The organism is Streptomyces sp. LHD-70, assembly GCF_031157275.1.
In the GTDB taxonomy this organism is placed as follows: Bacteria; Actinomycetota; Actinomycetes; order Streptomycetales; family Streptomycetaceae; genus Streptomyces.
In genome coordinates this window covers 56,803-79,863 of sequence record NZ_JAVIFW010000018.1, presented here as the reverse complement: position 1 = coordinate 79,863, position 23,061 = coordinate 56,803, and the positions used below count along the sequence as shown (strand labels likewise).

Sequence of the window (23,061 nt, the reverse complement as noted above, 5' to 3'; positions counted from 1 at the left end):
ACAGTCGTCGCGAATGATCACGTCAGGGGCCTGACCCGGATCCCGGGTCGGGCCCCTGGCCTTTCCCTGCGCCTTTCCCTGCGCCTGCGCCTGCGCCACGCCTCGGAGGCACGAGCGTGAGGCCGTGTGTGAAGTCATGCCGCGAGTCTGCATCGCCGCACTGACAATCCCGGTCGGCTCGGAGAGTTATCCACAGGCGGCCGGGAGGAGTTATCCACAGGCTGAGGGCCGCGACGGCAGGTTGTCGGTCGGGCCAGGCAGTATGGGGCCATGACTGCGGAGATGCCGAACTGGCCGGACTGGGAGAAGCGCTTCAGGGCGCCACGTGTGTCGTTGCCCGAGTGGGCGGAGGACGCACCGGACCGCTCGCTGTTCGTGTCGAACGCGACGGGGACATTCGAGCTGTACGCCTGGGACCGAGCGACCGGCGAGCAACGCCAGGTGACGGACCGGCCGAACGGCACGACGGACGGTGCCCTGAGCCCGGACGGCCAGTGGATCTGGTGGTTCTCGGACACGGACGGGGACGAGTTCGGCGTGTGGATGCGTCAGCCCTTCGCGGGCGGCGCGGCACAGAGGCAGCAGGACGGGGGCGCGGATGCCGTAGAAGCGGACGAGCCGGCCGCTCCGGGCCTCGAACCCTCGTATCCGGCGGGCCTCGCCATCGGCCGGGACGGCGGAATCGCCGTCGTGGGCCGCTCCACGGACGAGGACGGCTCCACGATCCACGTCGCGCGGGCGGGCGAGAAGCCCGTCGAGATCTACCGCCACCGCGAGTCGGCGGGCGTCGGCGACCTGTCGTACGACGGCACGCTGATCGCCGTCGAACACACCGAGCACGGCGACGCCATGCACTCCGCGCTGCGCGTGGTCCGGCTCGACGGCAGCACGGTGGCCGAGCTCGACGACTCCAAGGGCGGCGTGGAGGAGCTGGGCCTCGAGGTGCTCGGCTTCGCGCCGGTCGAGGGGGACACCCGGCTGCTCGTCGGACATCAGCGGCGCGGGCGCTGGGAGCCGATGATCTGGGACGTCGCCACCGGCGAGGAGCTCGACCTCGCCTTGGAGCTGCCGGGTGACGTGGGCGCGGAGTGGTATCCGGACGGCTCCGCGCTGCTCGTCGTGCACAGCTTCGAGGCCCGTAGCGAGCTGTTCCGGTTCGATCTGGCGGAGCGTGCGCTGATCGAGGTGGAGACGCCGAAGGGCTCGGTCTCGGGGGCAACGGCGCGGCCCGACGGCACGGTGGAGTACCTGTGGTCCTCAGCGGCCGAGCCGCCGCAGGTGCGGTCGACGACGGGTGCGGTCGTCCTCGATCCGCCCGGCATGAAGGCTCCGAGTTCGGTTCCGGTGGAGGACGTGTGGGTGGAGGGCCCGGCCGGCCGGGTGCACGCGCTCGTGCAACGGCCCGCCGGCGAGGGCCCGTTCCCGACGATCTTCGAGATCCACGGCGGTCCGACCTGGCACGACAGTGACGCGTTCGCGGCGGGCCCGGCGGCCTGGGTGGACCACGGGTACGCGGTCGTGCGGGTCAACTACCGCGGCTCCACGGGATACGGCAGGGAGTGGACGGACGCGCTGAAGCACCGCGTCGGGCTCATCGAGCTGGAGGACATCGAGGCCGTCCGGGAGTGGGCCGTCTCCTCCGGCCTCACCGACCCGGCGAAGCTGGTGCTCTCCGGAGGGTCGTGGGGCGGCTATCTGACGCTCCTCGGGCTCGGCACCCAGCCCGAGTCCTGGTCGCTGGGCCTGTCGGCGGTGCCCGTCGCGGACTACGTCACGGCGTACAACGACGAGATGGAGGCGCTGAAGTCGATGGACCGCACGCTGCTCGGCGGTACGCCGGAGGAGGTCCCGGAGCGGTACGAGGCCTCGTCGCCGCTGACGTACGTGGACCGGGTGCGTGCGCCGCTGTACATCTCTGCGGGGGTGAACGATCCGCGGTGCCCGATCCGCCAGGTCGAAAACTATGTGGACCGGCTGGCGGCGAGGGACGCGGTGCACGAGGTGTACCGGTACGACGCGGGGCACGGTTCGCTGGTCGTGGAGGAGCGGATCAAGCAGGTCCGCCTGGAGCTGGACTTCGCCACCCGGCACTTGGGGGTGAGCCCTTACAGAGCGCGAGGCTGAGGCCCGCCGGGGAGGGTTGGCCCGGGGAGGGTTGGCCCGGGGACGGTTGGCCCGAGGAGGGTTGGCCCGGGTACGGGCGGGTGGCCGGGGTCCTACCCGGCACCCTGAGCCCGGCGGCGGAGTGGGGCACCGTACGGTGGTAGGCGTGTATCGGTTTCTGCTGACTCCGCGATGGTGGGGGATCAACCTCTTCCTGGTGCTGGCCATCCCCTTCTGCGTGTTCATGGGGTCCTGGCAGCTCGGGCGGTTCGAGGACCGTGTGGAGAGCCATAAGGCGGCCGAGAAGCGCAGCGACGAGGCGGGCAAGGGGCCGGCGCGGCCGCTGACCGAGCTGTTGCCCGTCGACAAGGAGACCTCCGGCGAGCGGGCCACCGCTACCGGCCGCTGGGACCGTCAACTGCTGCTTCCGGAGCGGCAGTTGGACGGCAAGCAGGGGTACTACGTCCTGGGTCTGCTCCGTACGGACGGGGGCAAGGCGCTGCCCGTGGTGCGCGGGTGGATGCCCGGTGAGGCCGGCAAGGCGAAGGCGCCGGAACTGCCGTCCGGCGAGGTCACGGTCACGGGTGCGCTGCAGGCCTCGGAGAACTCCGGCACCGACGGAGTGCACAAGGAGGGCGGCCTGCCCGAGGGTCAGCTGGGCATGATCAGCGCCGCGTCGCTGGTGAACCTGGTGCCATACGAGGTGTACGACGCCTGGGTCACCGTCGACCGGACAGCGGATGGGATGACACCCGTACCGCCGCTGGCGCCGCAGGGCAGCGGGCTCGACCTGAAGGCGTTCCAGAACCTGGGCTACACCGGGGAATGGTTCATCTTCGCGGGGTTCGTGCTGTTCATGTGGTTCCGGCTGTTCCGGCGCGAGGTGGAGTTCGCGAAGGACGCCGAGCTGGGCCTCGTACCGAGCGACGACCAGGCGAGCGGGTCGTCGTCCACGGACGAAGTGAAGAGCGGGGCCGAGGACGAAGTGAAGAGCGCGGGCGTAGGAGAGGACGCAGGCGCGGGCGTAGGAGAGGACGCAGGCGCAGCCGAGTGCGGATCTGCCTCCGGCACCGGTACGGCGTCCGAGGAGAAGGCCAAGGCCTGAGCCGGGCCGGGGCTGGAACCCCGTACCGACCTCAAGAAGCCGTCAGTACGCCCGTTCGGTAGATCGTGCCGGCGCAGCCCGCGAGGGTGGTTGCCGCGCTGGGGGCACCCGGTTCTGCGGTGTGGGTGACCGAGACCGTGCCGTCGGACGGGCCTTCCTCGGCGCCGAGTTGGGGCGCCATGCCGCTCTGCTCCGTACCGCCGCTGGCGCCGTCGCCCGTGGGCGTCGGGTCCGGGGAGGCGCCGGGGCCGGGGCAGCTCTCGGAGGGCACCCAGGCGAAGCGGACTTCGTAGGCCATGCCCGGCTTGAGGGCGACCGAGGTCGGGTTGGTCGCCGGGTCCGGGAGGCGGGTCGCGGCGTCACCGGCGGCGTGGTCCACGACGTTGATCTTCGCGGGGTCGGCCGCGCCCTGGGCGGCGAAGACGACGCTGCCCGCACCGCCGACCGTGCACTCGGCGTCGGAGGTGTTGGCGACGCGGAACGTGCCGTAGACCTTGCCCTCGGCGTCCGGCGGCTCGGCGGTCGCGGTGGCGCTGCCCAGCTGGGCAGCGTCACAGGTGGTGGCGGTGATGGCTTCGGTGGCCGTCGGGTCGGCGCCGGCCGTCGCGCCCTCGCCGGGCTCGGTGTCGCCCTTGCCCTTGCCCTTGCCGCCCTCGTCGTCCTTGCCCTTGGCGCCCTCGTCGTCCTTGCCGGAGGGCTGGTCGCCGCCCTGCTCGCCCCCGCCGGTGACCCGGGCGGAGCCGTTGCCGCCGGGGACCTGGGAGCTGTGGCCGACGGCCGAGGGATGGTCGTCGTCGGCGCTCGGCGAGCTGGTGACGTGGACGAGGGCGGGGACCGCGGTGCCGATGAACAGGGCCGCGGCGGCCATGCCCACGACGGCCTGACGCTTGCGGGCCCGGCGGGCGGGCACGGCTCGGCGCAGGTGGTCGAGGGCTTGGTCGGAGGGTTCGAGTTCCTGAACGGCGTCCTGGAGGAGGTTGCGGACCAGCAGTTCGTCGGCGTCAAGCCCGGCCGAACCGGCGGTACTGCTCGCACCGGCCGGACCAGCCGAACCGCGCGCCCCGGCCGAACCGCTCGCACCGTCCACACCCTGCGGCCTCTCCAGCCTCTCCGCCCCCTCCGGGCTCTGGTGCGCGCCCTCGCCGCCGTAGGTGCTCGCGCCCTCGTCGCCGTAAGTGCTCGCGCCCTCGTCGCCGTGGGTGCTGGGGCCGTTGTTCACCGGTTCGTTCCCGCCGTGCTGTTCGTACTGAGCTGCGTTGCCGCTGTTACGGCCGAGCCGGTCGTCGTACCGAGACTCCCGGCCGTCGGACGAGCCTTCGGTCCGGCCGCCGGACCGGCTGCCGGCCTGATCTCCCGGGCGGCCGTCATAGCGCCGCTCATCGTGCGGGTCGTACTTGCTCATGCCGACGCCTCCATGGCGACGCGCAGGGCCGCTATGCCGCGCGAGCCGTACGCCTTGACCGAGCCGAGCGAGATGCCGAGGGTCTCGGCGACCTGAGCCTCGGTCATGTCCGCGAAGTACCGCAGCACCAGGACCTCGCGCTGGCGGCGCTGGAGGCCGCGCATCGCCTTGATCAGGGCGTCGCGCTCCAGTTGGTCGTACGCCCCCTCCTCCGCGCTCGCCATGTCCGGCATCGGCTTCGAGAGCAGCTTGAGGCCGAGGATGCGGCGGCGCAGGGCGGAGCGGGAGAGGTTGACGACGGTCTGGCGCAGGTAGGCCAGCGTCTTCTCCGGGTCGCGGACCCGCTTGCGCGCGGAGTGCACGCGGATGAAGGCCTCCTGGACGACGTCCTCGCAGGACGCGGTGTCGTCGAGGAGCAGTGCCGCGAGGCCGAGCAGCGAGCGGTAGTGCGCGCGGTAGGTCTCGGTGAGGTGGTCGACGGTGGTGCCGGAGGCCATGGCTTCGTCAGCGCCCTCGCGCTGGCCGGGCATGCGGGTGGGCCGCGTCGCGGGCATGGGGGCAATCACCGGCATGCCGCCGCGCTGCGGCCGCACGGCTGCGCCGCGGGCCATGGGGAATTCGAGTACCTCTGCCACGCTTGTTGGACACGCTTCCCCCCGTCAGGGTTGTACGCCTCGCGCCGGAGGTTTGCCGCGGGCGCCACCGGCGCCGCGAACCGCGTGTGTAGCGATGCACCCCATGCCGTCATGCGTACCAGCTCTTCCCCTACGCCCCGATGTGCCCCGTTTCAGTGCGATGCCTTTGGAAGGCCGACCGCAAAGACGCTCCCCGGCCGACCGCGGTTGCAGAAAATCCTGCGCATCGCGCGGAGAGCGGGGAGCGAATCGTCGTACGGGGCAGTGGTCCAGCTCACGTGGCCTGGACCGGCAAGTTAGGCACACAACTTACACAGGTGTCACATAGAAATTCGCCCGGGATTCCCCTGAAGTTCCGGACCAACCACCCACAAAAGAGGGCGAATTACGACAGTTCAGCCGCCACGAGCTCCGCGATCTGTGCCGTGTTCAACGCGGCGCCCTTGCGCAGGTTGTCCCCGCAGACGAAGAGTTCGAGGGCGGCCGGGTCGTCGAGGGCGCGGCGTACGCGGCCGACCCAGGTGGGGTCCGTGCCCACCACGTCCGCGGGGGTGGGGAATTCACCGGCCGCGGGGTTGTCGAAGAGGACGACGCCGGGCGCCGTGGAGAGGATCTCGTGGGCGCGGTCCACGGTCACCTCGTTCTCGAAGCGGGCGTGGACGGTCAGCGAATGGGTCGTGACGACCGGTACGCGGACACAGGTGACGCTCACCCGCAGATCGGGAAGACCCAGGATCTTCCGGGACTCGTTCCGGACCTTGAGCTCCTCGGACGACCAGCCGTCGTCCTGCAGCGAGCCGGCCCAGGGGATGACGTTGAGCGCGATCGGTTCGCGGAAGGGCCCGGTGTTCTCGCCGACGGCACGGCGCACATCGCCCGGCTTCGTCCCGAGGTCGCTGCCCGCGACCAGGTTCAACTGCTCGCGCAGCACGTCCACTCCGGCGAGCCCGGCCCCGCTCACCGCCTGGTACGAGGAGACCACGAGCTCGCGCAGGCCGAACTCGGCATGCAGCGCACCCATCGCGACGATCATGGAGAGCGTCGTGCAGTTCGGGTTGGCGACGATGCCCCGCGGGCGGACCCGGGCGGCGTGCGGATTGACCTCGGGGACGACGAGCGGGACGTCCGGGTCCATCCGGAAAGCGGCCGAGTTGTCCACGACCACCGCGCCCTTGGCGGCGGCGATCGGCGCCCACTGGGCGGAGACCTCGTCGGGTACGTCGAACATCGCGATGTCGACGCCCTCGAAGGCCTCTTCGGTGAGCGCGACGACCTCGACCTCCTCGCCGCGCACGGCCAGCTTGCGGCCGGCCGAGCGCGGGGAGGCGACGAGTCGGATCTCGCCCCAGATGTCGGCGTGCTGGGACAGGATCGAGAGCATGACCGTGCCGACGGCCCCGGTCGCCCCGACGACCGCGAGTGTGGGTCGGGCGTGGGCGTCCGGGGCCGTCGGCGCAGGGGTCATCAGCGGCCGGTGCCTCCGTAGACCACGGCCTCTTCGGAGTCGCTGTCGAGGCCGAAGGAGGTGTGCACGGCCTGCACGGCCTCCTTGACGTCGTCGGCGCGGGTGACGACCGAGATGCGGATCTCGGAGGTCGAGATGAGCTCGATGTTCACGCCCGCGTCGCTGAGCGCCTCGAAGAACTGCGCGGTGACGCCCGGGTTGGTCTTCATGCCGGCGCCGACCAGGGAGATCTTGGCGATCTGGTCGTCGTAGCGCAGGGAGTCGTACCCCACCGACGGCTTGATCTTCTCCAGGGCGGCCGTGGCCTTCTTGCCCTCGGCCTTCGGCAGCGTGAACGAGATGTCGGTCAGGCCCGTGGAGGCCGCCGAGACGTTCTGCACGACCATGTCGATGTTGATCTCGGCGTCCGCGACGGCGCGGAAGATCGACGCGGCCTCGCCCGGCTTGTCCGGGACGCCGACGACGGTGACCTTGGCCTCGGAGACGTCGTGGGCGACTCCGGAAATGAGGGCGTGCTCCACCTGCTCGGCTCCCTGTGCAGACTGTGCAGATTGCTGCGGTCGTTCGTTGCTGACCCACGTACCCGGCAGCCCCGAGAAGGACGACCGTACGTGGATCGGGATGTTGTAGCGACGGGCGTACTCCACACAGCGGTGGAGGAGCACCTTGGAACCGGATGCGGCCAGCTCCAGCATGTCCTCGAAGGAGATCCAGTCCATCTTGCGGGCCTTCTTGACGACCCGCGGGTCGGCCGTGAAGACGCCGTCCACGTCGGTGTAGATCTCGCACACGTCGGCGTCGAGGGCGGCCGCGAGGGCCACCGCCGTGGTGTCGCTGCCACCGCGACCGAGCGTGGTGATGTCCTTGTTGTCCTGGCTCACGCCCTGGAAGCCGGCGACGATGGCGATGTTGCCCTCGTCGACGGAGGTGCGGATCCGGCCCGGCGTGACATCGATGATGCGCGCTTTGTTGTGAACCGAGTCGGTGATGACACCCGCCTGGCTGCCGGTGAAGGACTGGGCCTCGTGGCCCAGGTTTTTGATCGCCATCGCCAGCAGGGCCATGGAGATCCGCTCTCCGGCGGTCAACAGCATGTCGAGCTCACGCCCGGCAGGGATCGGCGATACCTGCTCGGCGAGATCGATCAGCTCGTCCGTCGAGTCACCCATCGCGGAGACCACGGCAACAACCTGGTTGCCCTTCTTCTTGGCCTCGACAATGCGCTTGGCGACCCGCTTGATGCCTTCGGCATCGGCTACGGAGGAGCCTCCGTACTTCTGCACGACAAGGCTCACGTGCGCTCCTCGCTCAATTCTTGGTGCGGTCGGCTCAGTTTAACGAGCGGCCGGTTATCGCCCCGCATATATCGCATCGTGAGATGTCCCGCTCACGAAGTGATCACCAGGGCCCCTGTCACCCGGCCGCTCCAGAACGGCACATGCCCGCTGAGCTCCGGGACACTCCGGAAAGTGGGGCGGGTCACAGCGGGGCGAATGCCGGAGGTGCGTGTTCCGGCCATCCGCCCGAGCACCGGTCACCGCCCCTGACGCAGCCCGAGCGGGCCCGCGATCTCCTCGGCCATGACCTTGCCGGCCTCCTCGGCCAGCTCGTCCTCCTCGCCGAGGTCCTGGTCGGTGTCCAGGCCGTCCAGCTCCTGCAGCGGCTGGTCGAGCCGGACGTGGGCGACCAGGGACTGCAGGGCGCGCAGCGAGGCGGAGGCCGTGGAGCCCCAGTTGGAGAAGTACGAGAACTGCCACCACCACAGCGCCTCGACCGTGCGGCCCGCGCGGTAGTGGGCGAGGCCGTGGCGCAGATCCGTGACGACGTCCGCGAGGTCGTCCGAGATACGGCAGGCCACCGGGGCCTTGCGGGGTTCGTACGGGTCGAAGACCTCGGAGTAGACGTCGACCGGGTCGAGGAGGGCGGCGAGGCGCTCGCGGAGCTCGTCCGCCTCCTCGACGGCCTGCTCCGGTCCCAGATCCGGTTCGTACCGCTCGTCCGGGACGATGTCCTCGTGGGCGCCGAGGCGGCCGCCGGCGAGCAGGAGCTGGGAGACCTCCAGGAGGAGGTACGGAATGGCGGAGTCCGGCTCGTCGCCCTTGGCCACCTCCGTCACCGTGAGGATGAAGCTCTCGACCTGATCGGCGATCTGCACCGCGAAATCGGCCGGGTCGGGCGGCGCCGGAGCACCGGCGGCCGGCCCGCGCCCTGGCGCACCGTTCTTGACCTGCGTGGCGTCAGACATCGAGCAGTCGTCTCCCTTCGAAGGCGCGGCCCAGGGTGACCTCGTCCGCGTATTCAAGGTCTCCGCCGACGGGAAGGCCGCTGGCCAGTCGGGTGACCTTCAGGCCCATCGGCTTGATCATGCGGGCGAGGTACGTCGCCGTGGCCTCACCCTCCAGGTTGGGGTCCGTGGCCAGGATCAGCTCGGTGACGGTGCCGTCGGAGAGCCGGGCGAGGAGTTCCCTGATCCGCAGGTCGTCCGGGCCGACGCCCTCGATGGGGCTGATCGCTCCGCCCAGGACGTGGTAGCGGCCGCGGAACTCGCGGGTGCGCTCGATCGCCACGACGTCCTTGGGCTCCTCGACGACGCAGATGATCGCCAGGTCGCGCCGCTGGTCGCGGCAGACGGCGCACTGCTCCTCCTGTGCCACGTTCCCGCAGACGCTGCAGAAGCGGACCTTCTCCTTCACTTCCAGGAGGGCGTGCGCGAGGCGGCGCACATCGGTCGGCTCCGCCTGCAGGATGTGGAAGGCGATCCGCTGCGCGCTCTTGGGACCGACGCCGGGCAGCCTGCCCAATTCGTCGATGAGGTCCTGGACCACGCCTTCGTACAACGGACTGCCTTCCTGGTGCTTTCTGTCTTCTGTTCTGGCTTCTGTTCTGGCTTCTGTTCTGGCTTGGTACGTACGGTAGTTGGTGGACCGGGGCCTCAGATAGAGGAGATCCCGGCGTCACCCTTCCGTGACGGACCCGGGGCCGCCGCTAGAACGGCAGGCCGGGGATGCCGCCGCCACCGCCGAGGCCCTGGGCCAGCGGGCCGAGCTTCTGCTGCTGCAGCGCCTGCGCGTTCTCGTTGGCCGCCTGCACCGCGGCGAGGATCAGGTCGGCCAGCGTCTCCGTGTCCTGAGGGTCCACCGCCTTCGGGTCGATGACCAGGCCGCGCAGCTCGCCCGAGCCGTTGACGGTGGCCTTCACCAGGCCTCCGCCCGCCTGCCCGTCGACCTCGGTCTGCGCCAGCTCCTCCTGCGCCTGGGCGAGGTCCTGCTGCATCTTCTGGGCCTGCTGCAGCAGCTGCTGCATATTGGGCTGGCCACCACCGGGAATCACGATCAGCTCCTGGCTTTCGACTGGTCGGGGGCTACGTCCGTACGGGCGTACGTACGGACGTACGCGGCGGGTTTTTCCGCCTGGCACGAGCCTACGTGTTCAAGGGGCGGATCGCCCCAGCACTCTTTCGAGTGAGGCGCGGGGCCGCGGACCAGGGCCCTATACCTGATCAAGGCCCACTTCCGGCCGTAAAACCCACGAAAAAGGGCTCACGGCCACCCATTGGGAGGTAGTAAGGGTCCTGCACATCAGCCACACCCGTCCCGGCAGGGGCGGTACGTACCGCAGTCCGCAGGAGGCGAGGGAGTGCCGGGTGAGCCAGCCGGATATGCAGCCCGAGGTGCCACGGGGCGGCGGTGCGCACGGGCCGGGCGAAGGTGCGGACCCCCGTACGGACGGCCGTACGGAACGCCGTACGGAACGCCGTACGGAACGCCGTACGGAACGGGCGGCCGGGGTGGGGGGCGCGGACGATCTCACCGGGCGGCCGTTCCCGCTCGGCGACTGGGGTGAGCCCGCGGAGCGCCTGGACGAGCTGTACCGCTGGGTGGAGGCGGGCGCGCTGCACACCGCCGCCTGGTACCTGGCCGACCGCACCTGGAAGCGGCGGGGCGCGCGGCTGCTGCGGCTCGGGGCGGCGCTCGGCGCGGTGGCCGGGGCGGCGCTGCCGCTGCTCGACGTGACGTCCACGGTCGAGGGGGTGGCGCCCTGGGGGTATCTGGCGCTGCTCCTGGCCGTGGCGTGCGTGGCCTGCGACCGGTACTTCGGGCTCACCTCCGGCTGGATAAGGGACATGGCCACGGCGCAGGCGGTGCAGCGGCGGCTCCAGGTGCTGCAGTTCGACTGGGCGTCGGAGAGCGTGCGCGAGGTGCTCGGGCCCACCGAGGGCACGGCGAGCGAGGCGGCGGAGCGGTGTCTCGGGGTGCTGCGGAGGTTCTCCGAGGACGTCACGGAGCTGGTGCGGTCGGAGACCGCGGACTGGATGGTGGAGTTCCGGTCCGGGCCGGCTCCGTTGGGGCTGCAGTCGTCGGTGTCCGTCGGGGCTCGGTCGGAGGGGGCGCCGGTGGGGCGGTTTCCGTTGCCGCCCGGTACGGCTCGGCCGAACATGCCCCGGCAGCGGCCGCCGGAGGCTCGCTGACCGGGGCTCCGCCCCGGACCCCTGTCGCCCTTCGGGCTCGTCCTCAAGCGCCGGACGGGCTTGGTTTGGTCCCCTCCCCGCCCCTTCCCGGCTGTGTCCGATATGCGGCTGGCGCCGCGTGGCTGCCGTCGGCACGGGGGCCAGCCCCCGGACCCCCTCCCCCAAGCTCTCGGCTTCGCTCGAGCAGGGGGGACCCCCATCTCAAACGCCGGAGGGGCTGATTCGAGGGGCTGATTTATCCGCCGGAGGCACGCACGTAGGCTGCTTGCGTGGATGTGCAACAAACCTCCGCTCGGCGGGACACCGCGGTGGCCGTGCTCAAGGCCGTGGCCGATCCGACCCGGTTCACGGTGCTGTGGGAACTCACGCGGGGCGAGCGGCCCGTGGGGCAGTTGGCCGAGGTGGCCGGGGCCCAGGTCGCCGCCGTCTCCCAGCACCTGGCGCGGCTGCGTACCGCCGGACTCGTCACCTCCCGCCGGGCCGGCACCCACGTGTACTACCGGGCCGCCGGTGAGCACGTACGGGCCCTGCTCGAGCACGCGGTCCTGGTCGCCGAGGCCGTCGAGGAGGCCCCCGGGCCCGGTCGACGCGGCCCGGTGGGCCCCTAGGCCGGGCGCGTATCGTGACCAGCTCCGATGACGGCAGGCAGCCGGAGCCTTCGAGAGGGACAGCCACGACCATGCGCAGCACCGCGGTCACCCGCAGCACTCTGCGCCAGCAGATCGCCGACGCCCTGCGCGACGAGGTCCTGGCCGGGCGGCTCGGGCCCGGCCAGGAGTTCAGCGTCAAGGAGATCGCCGACCAGTACGGCGTCTCCGCCACCCCCGTGCGCGAGGCGCTCGTCGACCTGTCCGCGCAGGGGCTGCTCGACTCCGTGCAGCACCGCGGGTTCAAGGTGCACGAGTTCACGCTCGGGGACTACCGCGGCATGGTCGAGGCCCGCAGCATCGTCGCCGAGGCGATCTTCCGGGGCATGGCCGAGCGCGGCACCGAGGGGATCCGCGTCGACCTCGTCTCCGTGCGCCGCCGCGCCGAGGAGGCGCAGCGCGCCGCCACCGCCGGGGACCTGAACGTGCTGATCGGCTACGACCTGCGGTTCTGGCGCGAGCTCGGCGGGCTCTTCGGCAATCCGTACCTCAGCGACTTCCTGCACCGGCTGCGCGTGCAGTCCTGGGTGTTCGCCGTGCCGCTTCTGCGCCGCGCCCCCGATCTGCGCGGCAAGCTGTGGCGGGGCCACATCGAACTGGTCGAGGCGGTGGCGCGGCGGGACGCGGGGGCCGCCTACGCCCTCGTGGCCGCGTACAACGAGCACTCCCTCGCGCTGGTCGAGAACCTCGCGCAGTGACCGTGGCCCCCGTGACGTCAGCGACGACCGAGCTGTCCGTCGTCGTGCCCGCGTACAACGAGGAGCTGCGCCTCGGTCCCAGCCTTGACGCCGTGCGGCGGTATCTCGCGGAGGGGCCGTGGGAGAGCTGGGAGATCGTCGTCGTGGACGACGGGTCCGGCGACCGCACGCGCGCCATCGCCGAGGAGGCGGCCGCCGCCGACGCCCGCATCCAGGTCGTCGCGTACGACCGCAACCGCGGCAAGGGGTACGCGCTGCGCCAGGGCGTGGCGCATACGCGCGGGCGGCGGGTGCTGGTCACGGACGCCGATCTGGCCACGCCCGTCGAGGAGTTGGAGCACCTGGAGAAGGAGCTCGGCGGGGGCTGTGCGGCCGCCGTCGGCTCCCGGGCCCGGCCCGGCTCGACCATCGAGACGCACCAGAGCCGGCGGCGTGAACTGCTCGGCCGGGGCGGGAACTTCCTGATACGCGCGGTCGCGGTGCCCGGCATCCGCGACACCCAGTGCGGCTTCAAGCTGTTCGACGGCGCGCACGCCCGCGCCGCGTTCGCCGCCGCCCGCACCGACGGCTGGGCCATCGACGTCGAGGTGCTGCAGTACCTGCGCGGGCGGGGTCTGGCGATCGCGGAAGTGCCGGTGCGCTGGGCGCACCAGGAGGGCTCGAAGGTCCGCCCCCTCGACTATCCGCGGGTCCTCGGCGAGCTGGCGGTGATGAAGGCGCGGGCTCTCCCGCCCGCGCGGATCGCCGTCCTGAGTGTCTTCCTCCTCGCCTCGTTCCTGCTGCACCAGGGCCGCTGGCCCGACCCGTCGAGCCGCTATCTGCCGGACTCGCTGCAGGACCAGAACCAGTGGGAGTGGTTCTTCGCCGTCACGGCCGACAGTGTCGGTTACGGTCCCCATCTGCGGAACCCGCTCTTCACCGATCTCCAGGGGTTCCCCGACGGCGTGAACCTGATGGCCAACACCGTGATGCTCGGCCTGTCCGTACCCCTCGCGCCGGTCACCGCCGCCTTCGGGCCCGCCCTCTCGCTCGCGCTCGCGCTGACGCTCGGTCTCGCCGCGACCGGGCTCGCCTGGTACTGGCTGATCCGGAAGTGGCTCGGCACCGGGCGGGGCGCGGCGGTCGTCGGGGGGCTGCTCGCCGCGTTCGCGCCGCCGATGGTCAGCCACGCCAACGCGCACCCCAACTTCGTCGTCCTGTTCATGATCCCGCTGATCGTCGACCGGGCGCTCAGGCTGTGTGCGCCGGGTGCGCGGGTCGTACGGGACGGGGTCGTGCTCGGGCTGTTCGCCGCGTACCAGATCTTCCTCGGCGAGGAGCCGCTGCTGCTCGCCGTGATCGGGATGCTGCTGTTCGCCGTGGCCTACGCGGTGGTGCGGCGGGACGTGGCGCGGGCGGTGTGGCGGCCGCTCGGCAAGGGGCTCGCGATCGGCGCGGGGGTGGCGCTGCCGATCGTCGCGTACCCGCTGTACTGGCAGTTCTTCGGGCCGCAGAGCTACCACTCGGTGCTGCACGGCGAGGGCGCGGGCAACAGTCCGCTGGCGCTGCTCTCCTTCGCCGAGCGCTCGCTCGCCGGGAGCCGCGAGGCCGCCGAGCCGCTCGCCCTCAACATCACCGAGCAGAACGCCTTCTACGGCTGGCCGCTGGTCGCCCTGGCCCTGGCGATCACCCTCGGACTGTGGCACCGGGCGGCCGTGCGGGCGCTCGCCTTCACGGCGCTCGCGGCGGCGTTCCTGTCGCTCGGGCCGGAGTTCCGGATTCCGTCGACGGATGTCGTACTGCCCGGTCCGTGGCGGCCGCTGGCGCACGCGCCGCTCTTCGAGTCGGTCATCGAGTCGAGGGTCGCGATGGTGTGCGCGCCCGCGCTCGGCATGCTCGTCGCGCTCGCCGTGGACCGCCTGGCCGCCGCCCGCCCGTCGCGGCGCGCGCTAGGGCCCGTCTCCCCGATCTTCGCGGGGAGACGGGCCCTAGGCCTCGCCGCGGTCGCCGCCGCGCTCGTGCCGATCGTGCCGATGCCGCTGACCACGGTCGAGCGGGTCGCCGTACCGCCGTTCATCACCGACGGCACCTGGAAGCGGTACGTCGACACCGCGCGCGGCGAGACCCTCGTCCCCGTGCCGCTGCCGGACCCCGGGAACGCCGAGGGCCTGCACTGGCAGACCGCCGCGGGCCTCGGCTTCAAGCTGCCCGGCGGCTACTTCAACGGGCCCTGGGGCGAGGAGCGCATCGGCATCTACGGCGCGGCGCCCCGGCACACCGCGAACCTGCTGCGCGACGTCCGCTACTCGGGCCGCGCGCCGCGGCTCGGCGAGGCGTGGCGCCGGCAGGCCGCGCAGGACCTGGCGTACTGGAACGCGGGCGCCCTCGTGCTCGCCCCGCAGCCGGGTGCGGAGGCGCTGCGGGCCACGGTGCGACAACTCCTGGGGAAGGACGGGGAGTTGGTGGACGGGGTGTGGGTGTGGGACCTGGATGGGCAGAACGCAGAGAACCCCGCCGTACGGGTGAGTGCCGTACGGGGGTGAGTGCCGTACGGGGGTGAGTGCCGTACGGGGGTGAGCACTACCCTTCCGGCACGAACGCCGACCGCGACCGCCGACCCGAGGAGTTGTCCCTTGGCCTGTGACCTGTGGCTCGTCCCCCTCGTCGATGTGCTGTGCCACAGCCCCGACAACCCGTTCGCGGAGGAACTCGCCCTCTACGACAAGGCCCTCGGCGAGGCCGGGCTGCCGCCGGTGCCGGTCTTCGCGTACATGCCGGGGCTCTCCGGGGACGTGGCGCCGGTCGCCGGTTTCGACTACGACGCGCTGCACTTCCTGCGGCGGGCGTATCTGCTGAAGCTGTGCGGCCTTGAGGTCACGCCGGTCGACGAGCTGGGCGGGGACTACGAACAGCTCCTGGAGATGTTCGAGGCCACGGCCAAGGAGTCGCACCTGGTGTGGCACTACGACCACGCGGGGGCGTACGTACCGGTGGACTTCGCGGCGCCGCTCGCCGACGAGGAACTCCTCGCGGGGGGTGGGCCGTTGGGGTCGGTGCAGGCGTTGCTGCGTGAGCTGGAGTTCGTGGCTTCGTCGATCGGGCTCGACCCGGCCAACCCGCCGCCCGCTCCGGCGCCGCCCTCGGCCCCGACGGAGCTGGAGGAGCCTGCGGCGGCGGTTGCTTACGGGGATGATCCGTTTGCTCGGGAGCGGCATGTGTGGCTCGGGTTGCACGCGGCGGCTACGCGGAGCCTTGGGCAAGGGTCGATGATCGTCTTCAGCTGACCGGTTCTTCTCCCCGCCCCGCCCCTTCCCGAAAGTCCTGCGGACAGCTTCTGGGGGCCAGCCCCCAGACCCCCGCTCCTCAATCGCCGGAGGGGCTCAATTTTGAGCACCGAAGGGGTGGGTTTTTCAGGGGCGCGGGGCTGTGACATCTGCGGCTCCGCCGCGGGGCGCGACCAGCCACGACGGCGCCGCAGCCGAACGACAGAGCGCGGGGTCCGGGGGCTCCGGCCCCCGGACCGCTCAGCCCTCCACGTGCTCGTCGGCGACGGACAGCGCCTCGTCCAGGATCGCCAAGCCCTCCTTGGCCTCGGACTCCGTGACGTTGCACGCCGGTACCGCGTGCGTGCGGTTCATGTTGACGAAGGGCCACAGACCGCTCTTCTTGCAGGCCGCCGCGAACGCCGCCATCGGGGCGTTCGCCTCGCCCGTCGCGTTGTACGGGACCAGCGGCTCGCGGGTCTCCCGGTTGCGTACCAGGTCGAGGGCCCAGAAGACGCCGAGGCCGCGGACCTCGCCCACCGACGAGTGCCGCTCGGCCAGCTCGCGCAGGCCGGGGCCGAGGACGTCCTCGCCGATGCGGGCCGCGTGCTCGACGATCCGCTCCTCCTCCATGACCTCCAGAGTCGCGACCGCCGCCGCGCAGGCCAGCGGGTGACCGGAGTACGTGAGACCGCCCGGGTACGGCTTCTTCGCGAAGGTCTCCGCGATGGCCGACGAGATCGCGACGCCGCCGAGCGGGACATACCCCGAGTTGACGCCCTTGGCGAAGGTCAGCAGGTCGGGCACCACGTCGTAGTGGTCCGCGGCGAACCAGGCGCCCGTACGGCCGAAGCCCGCCATGACCTCGTCGAGGACGAAGACGATGCCGTACCGGTCGCAGATCTCGCGGACGCCCGCGAGGTAGCCGGGCGGCGGGGTCATGATGCCCGCCGTGCCGGGGACGGTCTCCAGGACGATCGCGGCGATCGAGTTCGGGTTCTCGAAGGCGATCGTGTCCTCAAGGTGCTGGAGCGCCCGCGCGCACTCCTCCGCCTCGGTCTCGGCGTAGAACGGCGAGCGGTACAGGAACGGCGCCCAGAAGTGCACGACGCCCGCCGTGCCGTTGTCGGAGGCCCAGCGGCGCGGGTCGCCGGTCAGGTTGATCGCGGCGGAGGTGGCGCCGTGGTACGAGCGGTAGGCGCTCATGATCTTCGGGCGGCCGGTGTGCAGCCGGGCCATGCGGACGGCGTTCTCGACCGCCTCGGCGCCACCGTTGGTGAAGAAGATCTTGTCGAGGTCGCCGGGCGTGCGCTGGGCGATGAGGCGTGCGGCCTCGGAGCGCACATCGACGGCGAAGGCGGGCGCGAACGTCGTCATCCGCCCGGCCTGCTCCTGCACCGCGGCGACGACCTTGGGGTGCTGGTAGCCGATGTTGGTGTAGACGAGGCCGCTGGTGAAGTCGAGGTAGCGGTTGCCTTCGTAGTCCCAGAAGTACGCACCCTCCGCGCCGGCGACGGCGAGCGGGTCGATCAGCTCCTGCGCCGACCAGGAGTGGAACACGTGCGCGCGGTCGGCGGCCTTGACGGCGGCGCCCTTCGCGGGATCGGCCTGAGGGGTGACATGAGGGGTCATGCGCCGAGAGTAAATGTCCGGGATGCGGACGGACCATCGGCGTCGTGTTCGGTGCGCAGGGGGTGGGCCCGACAGTCTGTCGAGCCCTGCGGAGCGACCCTTCAGTCGTCGTCCTCCGGGGCCGGGGCCGCCGTCGCCTTTCCGGTGGGCCCGCAGGAGATCTCGTACTCGACGTCGTCAGTGTCCTCGGCGTCCGACGCGTCCGACGTGTCCGACGCGTCCTCCGCGCTCGGCTCCAGTTCCAGGCGGGCGGAGCGGGCGGGGCCGCGGGCGTACTCCTCGACGTGGTAGCCGTCGGCCGGGCTCCACGAGGTCAGGTAGACCGTGCCGTCCGGGCGGCACTCGGCGGTGGCGGTGCCGCCGGTGAAGCGGAGGGTGGAGCGGCGGGGCGGGGGCGTGGCCCTGCCGGTGGGCTCGGGGGAGGCCGGTTCCCGGCTGGCCGACGGGTCCGGGGAAGCGGGCAGCGCGGACGTCACGGGTGTCCCGGGTGTCGCGGGTGCCGACGGGCGGGCGGCGAGGGCGCGGCGGACCGCGGCGTCGTCCAGGGGCCGGCCCCGGTCGCCCGCCGCCCCGTCGAACCCCGCGAGGGTCCAGGCGCCGAGCGCGCCCGCCACGGCCGCGACCGCCGCCCAGGCCGCGGTCACCGCGGCACTCCGCCCCTTCACCCGTCGTCCACCCCTGTCCGCCCCTGTCCGCCCCTGTACGCCCCTGTCCGCCCTGTCCACGAGAAGTCGTACGGGACCAGCCTCCCCCACCGTTCCCTAACGCCCGGTTAAAGCCCGCCCAAGGAACCGCCGCGGCGGGGGCGCAGCCCCTCGTACCCCCTTGCCCGCGGCCCGAACTGCCGTCCTACCGTGACCGCATGCCCCATCTCCTGGTCATCGAGGACGATCCGCAGCTGCGCGGCGCCCTGGTGCGTGCCCTGCGCGACAGGGGGCATGCCGTGGCGACCGCGCCCACCGGGATGAGCGGGCTCGACGCGGCCGTCACGGACCGGCCCGACCTCGTCGTCCTCGACCTGGGCCTGCCGGACGTCGACGGGGCGCAGGTGCTGCGGATGCTGCGGGCGGTCAGCGACGTACCGGTGATCGTGGCCACGGCCCGCGACGAGGAGCCCGACATGGTGGCACTGCTCGACGCGGGCGCCGACGACTACATCGTGAAGCCCTTCGGCGCTGCCCAGCTGGACGCCCGGATCAAGGCGGTGCTGCGGCGCCTGGGCGGGCCCGAGGAGGCGGAGCCGCTGCGGGTCGGCGGGCTTCGCGTGGACCTCGCCGGGCGCGAAGTGGTCCTGGACGGGCGGGCCCTGGACCTCACGCCCCGCGAGTTCGACCTGCTCGCCCACCTCGCGCGCCGGGCCGGTCAGGTGGTCTCGCGGCGCGAGCTGCTCGCCGAGGTGTGGCAGCAGCCGCTGGGCGGGGCCGACAAGACGGTCGACGTCCATCTGTCCTGGCTGCGGCGGAAGTTGGGCGAGACGGCACAGCGGCCGCGCTATCTGCACACGGTCCGCACGGTGGGGGTCAAACTCGCACCACCGGATGGAACGGACGGAGCGGATGGAAGGGACGGAGCGGAAGGAACGGACGGAGCGGACGGAGCGGAAGGAACGGAAGGAGCGGGCGGCTGATGCGGCGCTGGCTGCTCGTTCTCACCGCCGCGACCACCGCTCTCGTCCTGGCCGCGCTGCTCGTGCCGCTCGCGCTCCTCACCCGTACGCACGCCGCCGAGCGCGCGACCGCCGAGGCGACCGCGCGGGCGCAGTACGTGGCCTCCGGCGTGGGCGCCGTCCTCGGCACCGGCGCCGCCGAGTCGTTCGTCGACGGAGCCAACTCGCCCTCGGGCCCCGCCACTTCGGTGATCCTCGCCGACGGCCGGGTGCTCGGCGCGCCCGCCCGCGTGAGCGACGCGGTACGCCTGGCCCGGCGCGGCCGCGCCTTCACGTACGCGGCACCGGACGGCGGCCGCCTCGTCCTGGTCCCGGTACAGGGGCCGCGCGAGGGCACGGCGGTGGTTCAGGTGGCGCTGACCCCGGGGCAGTTGTACGAGGGCATGTTGGCCTCCTGGCTGATCCTCGCCGGGATCGGGCTCGGCCTCGTCCTCGTCGGCCTGCTGATCGCCGACCGGCTCGGGGCCCGCCTGGTCGGCTCCGCGCGCCGCCTCGCCGGGGTGGCGGAGCGGCTCTCCGACGGCGACCTGACGGCCCGCGCCACGCCCTCCGGGCCGCCCGAACTCCGGCTTGTGGGTGAGGAGTTGAATCATCTCGCGGCCCGTATCGACGAGCTGATCGCCGCCGAGCGGGAGAACGCCGCCGACCTCGCGCACCGACTGCGCACCCCGATGGCCGCGCTCCGCCTGGACGCGGAGGGGCTGCGCGACGAGGCGGAGGGCGAGCGGATCGCGGCGGGCGTGGCGTCCCTGGAACAGCAGGTCGACGAAGTGATCCGGCGCGCCCGCAAGCCGCTGCGCACCCGGCCCGAGCGCGCCGACCTGGCCCGGGTCACCCGCGAACGGACCGCGTTCTGGCTGCCGTTGGCGGAGGACCAGGAGCGGGAGCTGACCCTCGCGTCGGGGGACGCGGAGCTGTGGGTGCCGGTGGCGGAGGACGATCTCGCGGCGGCGTTGGACGCGCTGATCGGGAATGTCCTTGATCACACGCCGCAGGGGACGGATTTTCGGGTCACGGTCGGCCCCGGGCCGGGTGGGTGTGTGCGGCTCGAAGTGGCCGACGCCGGGCCGGGGTTCGGGGATACGGCAGCGGAACGCGGGGCGAGCGGTGGTGGGTCCACGGGCCTCGGTCTGGACATCGCGCGGCGTACGGCGGAGGAGGTGGGGGGTCGGTGTGTGGTGGACGGTACGGGTGGGGCCCGGGTGACGCTGTTCTTTCCCCAGTCCCGCCCCTTCCCGTAACTGGGGCTCCGCCCCAGACCCCGTATCGCGCTGAGGCGCTCGTCCTCAAACGCCGGACGGGCTGGGGGGTGCGGGGAACACCTCCCGCACCGGTCGCACCCACCGATTCACCCCCAACTCCGGCCGCAGCGCGGCAAATCCGCAGGTGTACTTCGTGAACTCCGAGGCGCGCAGGCCGAAGCGGTGCAGGAGGCGGTCCGCCTCGGTCAGGTGGCCGCGGGTCTTCGTCTCGACCAGGACCAGGCCCCCGTCGGCCCGCGCACTGCGCCCCTCCCCCGCCGCCTCCCGCACGACGAGCCCCGCGTCGCAGGTCACCCGCTGGCCGTCCGCGACGAACGTGGCCCGGCGGTAGTCGGTGACGAGCGCGGGCTCCAGGCCGTCCGGCGCCTCGATCCCGTACGCGGACCGCAGCACTCCGCCGAGGAAGGCGTGGCGGTCGGCGTCGAGGGCGTGGTCGGTGCCGGTCAGCCGCTCGCGGTGCTTGACGGTCTCGCCGCGCGGCCCCTTGAGCTTGACCTCGAACTGCCGCTCCCCGGTGTCCCGGTAGAGCCGCTCGCGCACCCGGAACCGAAGCCTCCGCCCCTGCCGGTGGTCGTGGAAGGTCCGCAGGGCGGGGGTGTCGTAGTACACGGAGTGGTACGAGAACCAGCGCTTGCCGCCGATCGACAGGGCCCGGAACGGGCCGCTCGGCCGCCGCGGATCGGTCAGCAGCGCGGCGAACTCCTCGAACACCTCGACCGGCACCAGATAGCTGTGGTCGAACCGGGCGAGCAGCTCGGCACGGGCCAGGACCTCGGCGAGCGGGATCGGATGAGCGGCGAGCGCGGCGCGGCCGACGGCACGCAGGGCGGGGTTCACACGGTCTCCTCTTGCGGGGGACGTGGGGCGATCGTGCGGGTCCGGGGTGCGGGGCGGGGCGTACGGGACGTACGTACGGCGCCGCCCGAAGGTTCCCGGACTTCCGGCTCTCGGAAGCGGACTTCCACGACCATGAGGTCGCGTACGTAGTCGACCTCACGGACGGTCCAGCCGAGCGGTTCGCCGAGGCGGTCGGCCAGATCCGCGCGGAGTGTGTCCGGTTCGCGGTGCACGGCATCGAGGGTGACGAGGGCGCGCCGGTCGCGGCGGTAGAGGCGGGGGTGGTCGGCCGCGTACATCACGAGCAGGAGTACGGCGGAGAGCGCGGCGGCGGTACCGAGGTCCAGGCCGGGGAGGCCGCAGAGGAGGCCGAGGACGAGGGTCGTGAAGTAGTAGGCGACCTCCTGGTGCTGGACCGTGTCGGAGCGCAGCCTGATGATCGAGAGCACCCCGAAGAGCCCGAAGCCGAGGGCGAGCCCACCGCCCGTGCCACCGCGCGCGAGGGCCGCGACGACGGCGAACAGGGCGACGTTCAGGGCGAGATACGCGGGCACCAGCTCGCGTCGGCGGTGGCGTGGATAGAAGACGCCGAAGGTCAGCACGGTCACGGCGGTGAGGTCGAGGCCGAGGTGGGCGGCGAGGCTCGGCAGGCTCTGCAGGTTCTCCATGGCCCGGAAGGTAGGGGTGGGGGGTTTAAGCCCGCCTCCCAGAGCGGTTAAGCCCTCTCCCCGCCCGAACGTCATTGACAACATGCTGTCGATTTGACAGACTGCTGTCAGGTTCACAGGATCCGAGTATCCGGGAGCAGCCATGACCAGCACCGCCCGCAAGCCCGTGCACGTCGCCGTCTACGACACGTACGCCGACTGGGAGTCCGGTCACGCCACGGCCTGGCTGGCCCGCGGCGGCTACGAGATCCGGTACGTCGGGGCGAGCCTCGACCCGGTCACCACCATCGGCGGCCTGCGCATCACGCCCGACCTCACGCTCGCCGACGTACGCCCGGAGGACAGCGCGCTGCTCATCCTCACCGGCGGCGACCTGTGGGACGAGGGCGGCGAGCAGCTCGCGCCGTTCGCCCGGAAGGCCCGCGCGTTCCTCGACGCCGGGGTGCCCGTCGCCGCGATCTGCGGCGCCACCGCCGGCCTTGCCCGCGAGGGGCTGCTCGACGACCGGCCGCACACCAGCAACGTCTCGTTCTACCTCCAGGCCACCGGCTACAAGGGCGCCGAGCACTACGTCGACGACACCGCCGTCACCGACGGCGATCTGATCACCGCCAACAGCACCGACCCGGAAGGCTTCGCGCGCGAGATCCTCGGCCGCCTCGGGGTGTACGAGGGCGAGCGACTCGACGCCTGGTACCGGCTGTTCCGGCACTCCGACGCGGCCGCGTACGAGGTGCTCGCGGCGGCGGAAGGGTCGGGAGAGGAGCAGTGAAGGAGACCGAGGCGCTCAGCCGGACGGCCCTCGGCGTGTTCCGGCTCAACGGCCAGTTCCTCGCCGTGTCCGAGCAGTTGGCGCGGCCCGCCGGGCTCACCGCCGCCTGGTGGCAGGTGCTCGGAGCCGTCCTGGAGGAGCCGCTTCCGGTCGCCGCGATCGCCCGCCGGATGGGCATCACCCGGCAGAGCGTGCAGCGCGTCGCCGACCGGCTCGTCGCGGACGGCCTCGCGCGGTACGAGCCCAACCCGGCCCACCGCAGGGCCAAGCTCGTCACACCCACCGAGCAGGGCCGGGCCGGCGTCGACCGCATCCGCCCCGGCCACGCCCGCCTCGCCGCACAGCTCGCCGAGGCCCTCGGGCAGGACGAACTCGCCGAAACCGTACGGGTGTTGGAGCGACTGTCCCAGGCGATGCACGGGCTGGAAACGGTTCCTGAACGCTAGGAGGTGTCCGGCA

Annotated in this window: 22 protein-coding genes; 11 read left to right on the top strand and 11 right to left on the bottom strand. The window is 72.1% G+C overall.

The window, feature by feature from the left end:
* Positions 1–270: 270 nt before the first annotated feature.
* Together RCO28_RS29830 and RCO28_RS29825 are read left to right on the top strand one after the other, a co-directional pair.
* A complete protein-coding gene (locus RCO28_RS29830; RefSeq protein WP_308944409.1) occupies positions 271–2,124 on the top strand; it encodes a prolyl oligopeptidase family serine peptidase in 1,854 nt (617 codons plus the stop codon).
* Between the two features lie 145 nt (positions 2,125–2,269).
* Positions 2,270–3,208, top strand: coding sequence for an SURF1 family protein (locus RCO28_RS29825; RefSeq protein WP_308944408.1), 939 nt, complete (start codon positions 2,270–2,272; stop codon positions 3,206–3,208).
* Between the two features lie 31 nt (positions 3,209–3,239).
* Here the strand turns inward: RCO28_RS29825 and RCO28_RS29820 are convergent, their stop codons facing one another.
* The 7 genes from RCO28_RS29820 to RCO28_RS29790 all read right to left on the bottom strand — a co-directional run bounded on the left by RCO28_RS29820 (position 3,240) and on the right by RCO28_RS29790 (position 10,040).
* Positions 3,240–4,610 (bottom strand): hypothetical protein, encoded by a 1,371-nt coding sequence (locus RCO28_RS29820; RefSeq protein ID WP_308944406.1) that lies wholly within the window; start codon positions 4,608–4,610, stop codon positions 3,240–3,242.
* On the bottom strand, positions 4,607–5,182 hold the full coding sequence (locus RCO28_RS29815; protein WP_308944497.1) for a SigE family RNA polymerase sigma factor: 576 nt from the start codon (positions 5,180–5,182) through the stop codon (positions 4,607–4,609). The genes RCO28_RS29820 and RCO28_RS29815 overlap by 4 nt, the downstream gene beginning before the upstream one ends.
* 448 nt (positions 5,183–5,630) lie before the next feature.
* Entirely contained in the window at positions 5,631–6,710 is a 1,080-nt protein-coding gene (locus RCO28_RS29810) for an aspartate-semialdehyde dehydrogenase (protein ID WP_308944405.1), read from the bottom strand.
* Positions 6,710–8,005: an aspartate kinase gene (locus RCO28_RS29805; protein ID WP_282536254.1), complete on the bottom strand. Its 1,296-nt coding sequence runs from the start codon at positions 8,003–8,005 to the stop codon at positions 6,710–6,712. The genes RCO28_RS29810 and RCO28_RS29805 overlap by 1 nt, the downstream gene beginning before the upstream one ends.
* Positions 8,006–8,244: 239 nt before the next feature.
* Entirely contained in the window at positions 8,245–8,955 is a 711-nt protein-coding gene (locus tag RCO28_RS29800) for a DUF5063 domain-containing protein (RefSeq protein WP_308944404.1), read from the bottom strand.
* Complete coding sequence (gene recR / locus RCO28_RS29795) at positions 8,948–9,547, bottom strand: recombination mediator RecR (RefSeq protein WP_308944403.1); 600 nt, start codon at positions 9,545–9,547, stop codon at positions 8,948–8,950. Before recR ends, RCO28_RS29800 begins: the two co-directional genes overlap by 8 nt.
* A gap of 148 nt (positions 9,548–9,695) precedes the next feature.
* Positions 9,696–10,040 carry a YbaB/EbfC family nucleoid-associated protein gene (locus tag RCO28_RS29790; RefSeq protein ID WP_308944402.1) on the bottom strand — a complete coding sequence of 115 codons (345 nt, stop codon included), beginning with the start codon at positions 10,038–10,040 and terminating at the stop codon, positions 9,696–9,698.
* Positions 10,041–10,353: 313 nt separating this feature from the next.
* On the opposite strand from RCO28_RS29790, the gene RCO28_RS29785 reads away from it, so the two are divergent.
* The 5 genes from RCO28_RS29785 (at position 10,354) to RCO28_RS29765 (ending at position 15,786) form a co-directional block, all read left to right on the top strand.
* Positions 10,354–11,178: an SLATT domain-containing protein gene (locus tag RCO28_RS29785; RefSeq protein WP_308944401.1), complete on the top strand. Its 825-nt coding sequence runs from the start codon at positions 10,354–10,356 to the stop codon at positions 11,176–11,178.
* Between the two features lie 269 nt (positions 11,179–11,447).
* Positions 11,448–11,786: a metalloregulator ArsR/SmtB family transcription factor gene (locus RCO28_RS29780; protein ID WP_308944400.1), complete on the top strand. Its 339-nt coding sequence runs from the start codon at positions 11,448–11,450 to the stop codon at positions 11,784–11,786.
* Between the two features lie 71 nt (positions 11,787–11,857).
* The gene (locus tag RCO28_RS29775; protein WP_308944399.1) at positions 11,858–12,523 is read left to right on the top strand and encodes a GntR family transcriptional regulator; all 666 of its coding nucleotides are present in this window, start codon (positions 11,858–11,860) and stop codon (positions 12,521–12,523) included.
* A 2-nt stretch (positions 12,524–12,525) separates the two neighbouring features.
* Complete coding sequence (locus tag RCO28_RS29770) at positions 12,526–15,045, top strand: dolichyl-phosphate beta-glucosyltransferase (protein ID WP_374991278.1); 2,520 nt, start codon at positions 12,526–12,528, stop codon at positions 15,043–15,045.
* A gap of 90 nt (positions 15,046–15,135) precedes the next feature.
* The gene (locus RCO28_RS29765; protein ID WP_308944397.1) at positions 15,136–15,786 is read left to right on the top strand and encodes a hypothetical protein; all 651 of its coding nucleotides are present in this window, start codon (positions 15,136–15,138) and stop codon (positions 15,784–15,786) included.
* A 240-nt stretch (positions 15,787–16,026) separates the two neighbouring features.
* Here RCO28_RS29765 and RCO28_RS29760 read toward each other — a convergent pair whose 3' ends face one another.
* A complete protein-coding gene (locus RCO28_RS29760; RefSeq protein ID WP_308944396.1) occupies positions 16,027–17,397 on the bottom strand; it encodes an aspartate aminotransferase family protein in 1,371 nt (456 codons plus the stop codon).
* Positions 17,398–17,498: 101 nt separating this feature from the next.
* Positions 17,499–18,041 (bottom strand): hypothetical protein, encoded by a 543-nt coding sequence (locus RCO28_RS29755; protein ID WP_308944395.1) that lies wholly within the window; start codon positions 18,039–18,041, stop codon positions 17,499–17,501.
* A 218-nt stretch (positions 18,042–18,259) separates the two neighbouring features.
* Between RCO28_RS29755 and RCO28_RS29750 the strand changes: the two genes are divergently transcribed.
* Positions 18,260–19,024: a response regulator transcription factor gene (locus tag RCO28_RS29750; RefSeq protein WP_308944394.1), complete on the top strand. Its 765-nt coding sequence runs from the start codon at positions 18,260–18,262 to the stop codon at positions 19,022–19,024.
* Positions 19,024–20,304: a HAMP domain-containing sensor histidine kinase gene (locus RCO28_RS29745; RefSeq protein WP_308944393.1), complete on the top strand. Its 1,281-nt coding sequence runs from the start codon at positions 19,024–19,026 to the stop codon at positions 20,302–20,304. The genes RCO28_RS29750 and RCO28_RS29745 overlap by 1 nt, the downstream gene beginning before the upstream one ends.
* A 45-nt stretch (positions 20,305–20,349) precedes the next feature.
* Here the strand turns inward: RCO28_RS29745 and RCO28_RS29740 are convergent, their stop codons facing one another.
* Together RCO28_RS29740 and RCO28_RS29735 are read right to left on the bottom strand one after the other, a co-directional pair.
* Positions 20,350–21,162 (bottom strand): VTC domain-containing protein, encoded by an 813-nt coding sequence (locus RCO28_RS29740; RefSeq protein WP_308944392.1) that lies wholly within the window; start codon positions 21,160–21,162, stop codon positions 20,350–20,352.
* Entirely contained in the window at positions 21,159–21,830 is a 672-nt protein-coding gene (locus tag RCO28_RS29735) for a DUF4956 domain-containing protein (protein ID WP_308944391.1), read from the bottom strand. Before RCO28_RS29735 ends, RCO28_RS29740 begins: the two co-directional genes overlap by 4 nt.
* Before the next feature lie 142 nt (positions 21,831–21,972).
* Between RCO28_RS29735 and RCO28_RS29730 the strand changes: the two genes are divergently transcribed.
* Positions 21,973–22,602: a type 1 glutamine amidotransferase family protein gene (locus tag RCO28_RS29730; protein WP_308944390.1), complete on the top strand. Its 630-nt coding sequence runs from the start codon at positions 21,973–21,975 to the stop codon at positions 22,600–22,602.
* A complete protein-coding gene (locus RCO28_RS29725) occupies positions 22,599–23,048 on the top strand; it encodes a MarR family transcriptional regulator (RefSeq protein WP_308944389.1) in 450 nt (149 codons plus the stop codon). Before RCO28_RS29730 ends, RCO28_RS29725 begins: the two co-directional genes overlap by 4 nt.
* Positions 23,049–23,061 lie beyond the last annotated feature (13 nt).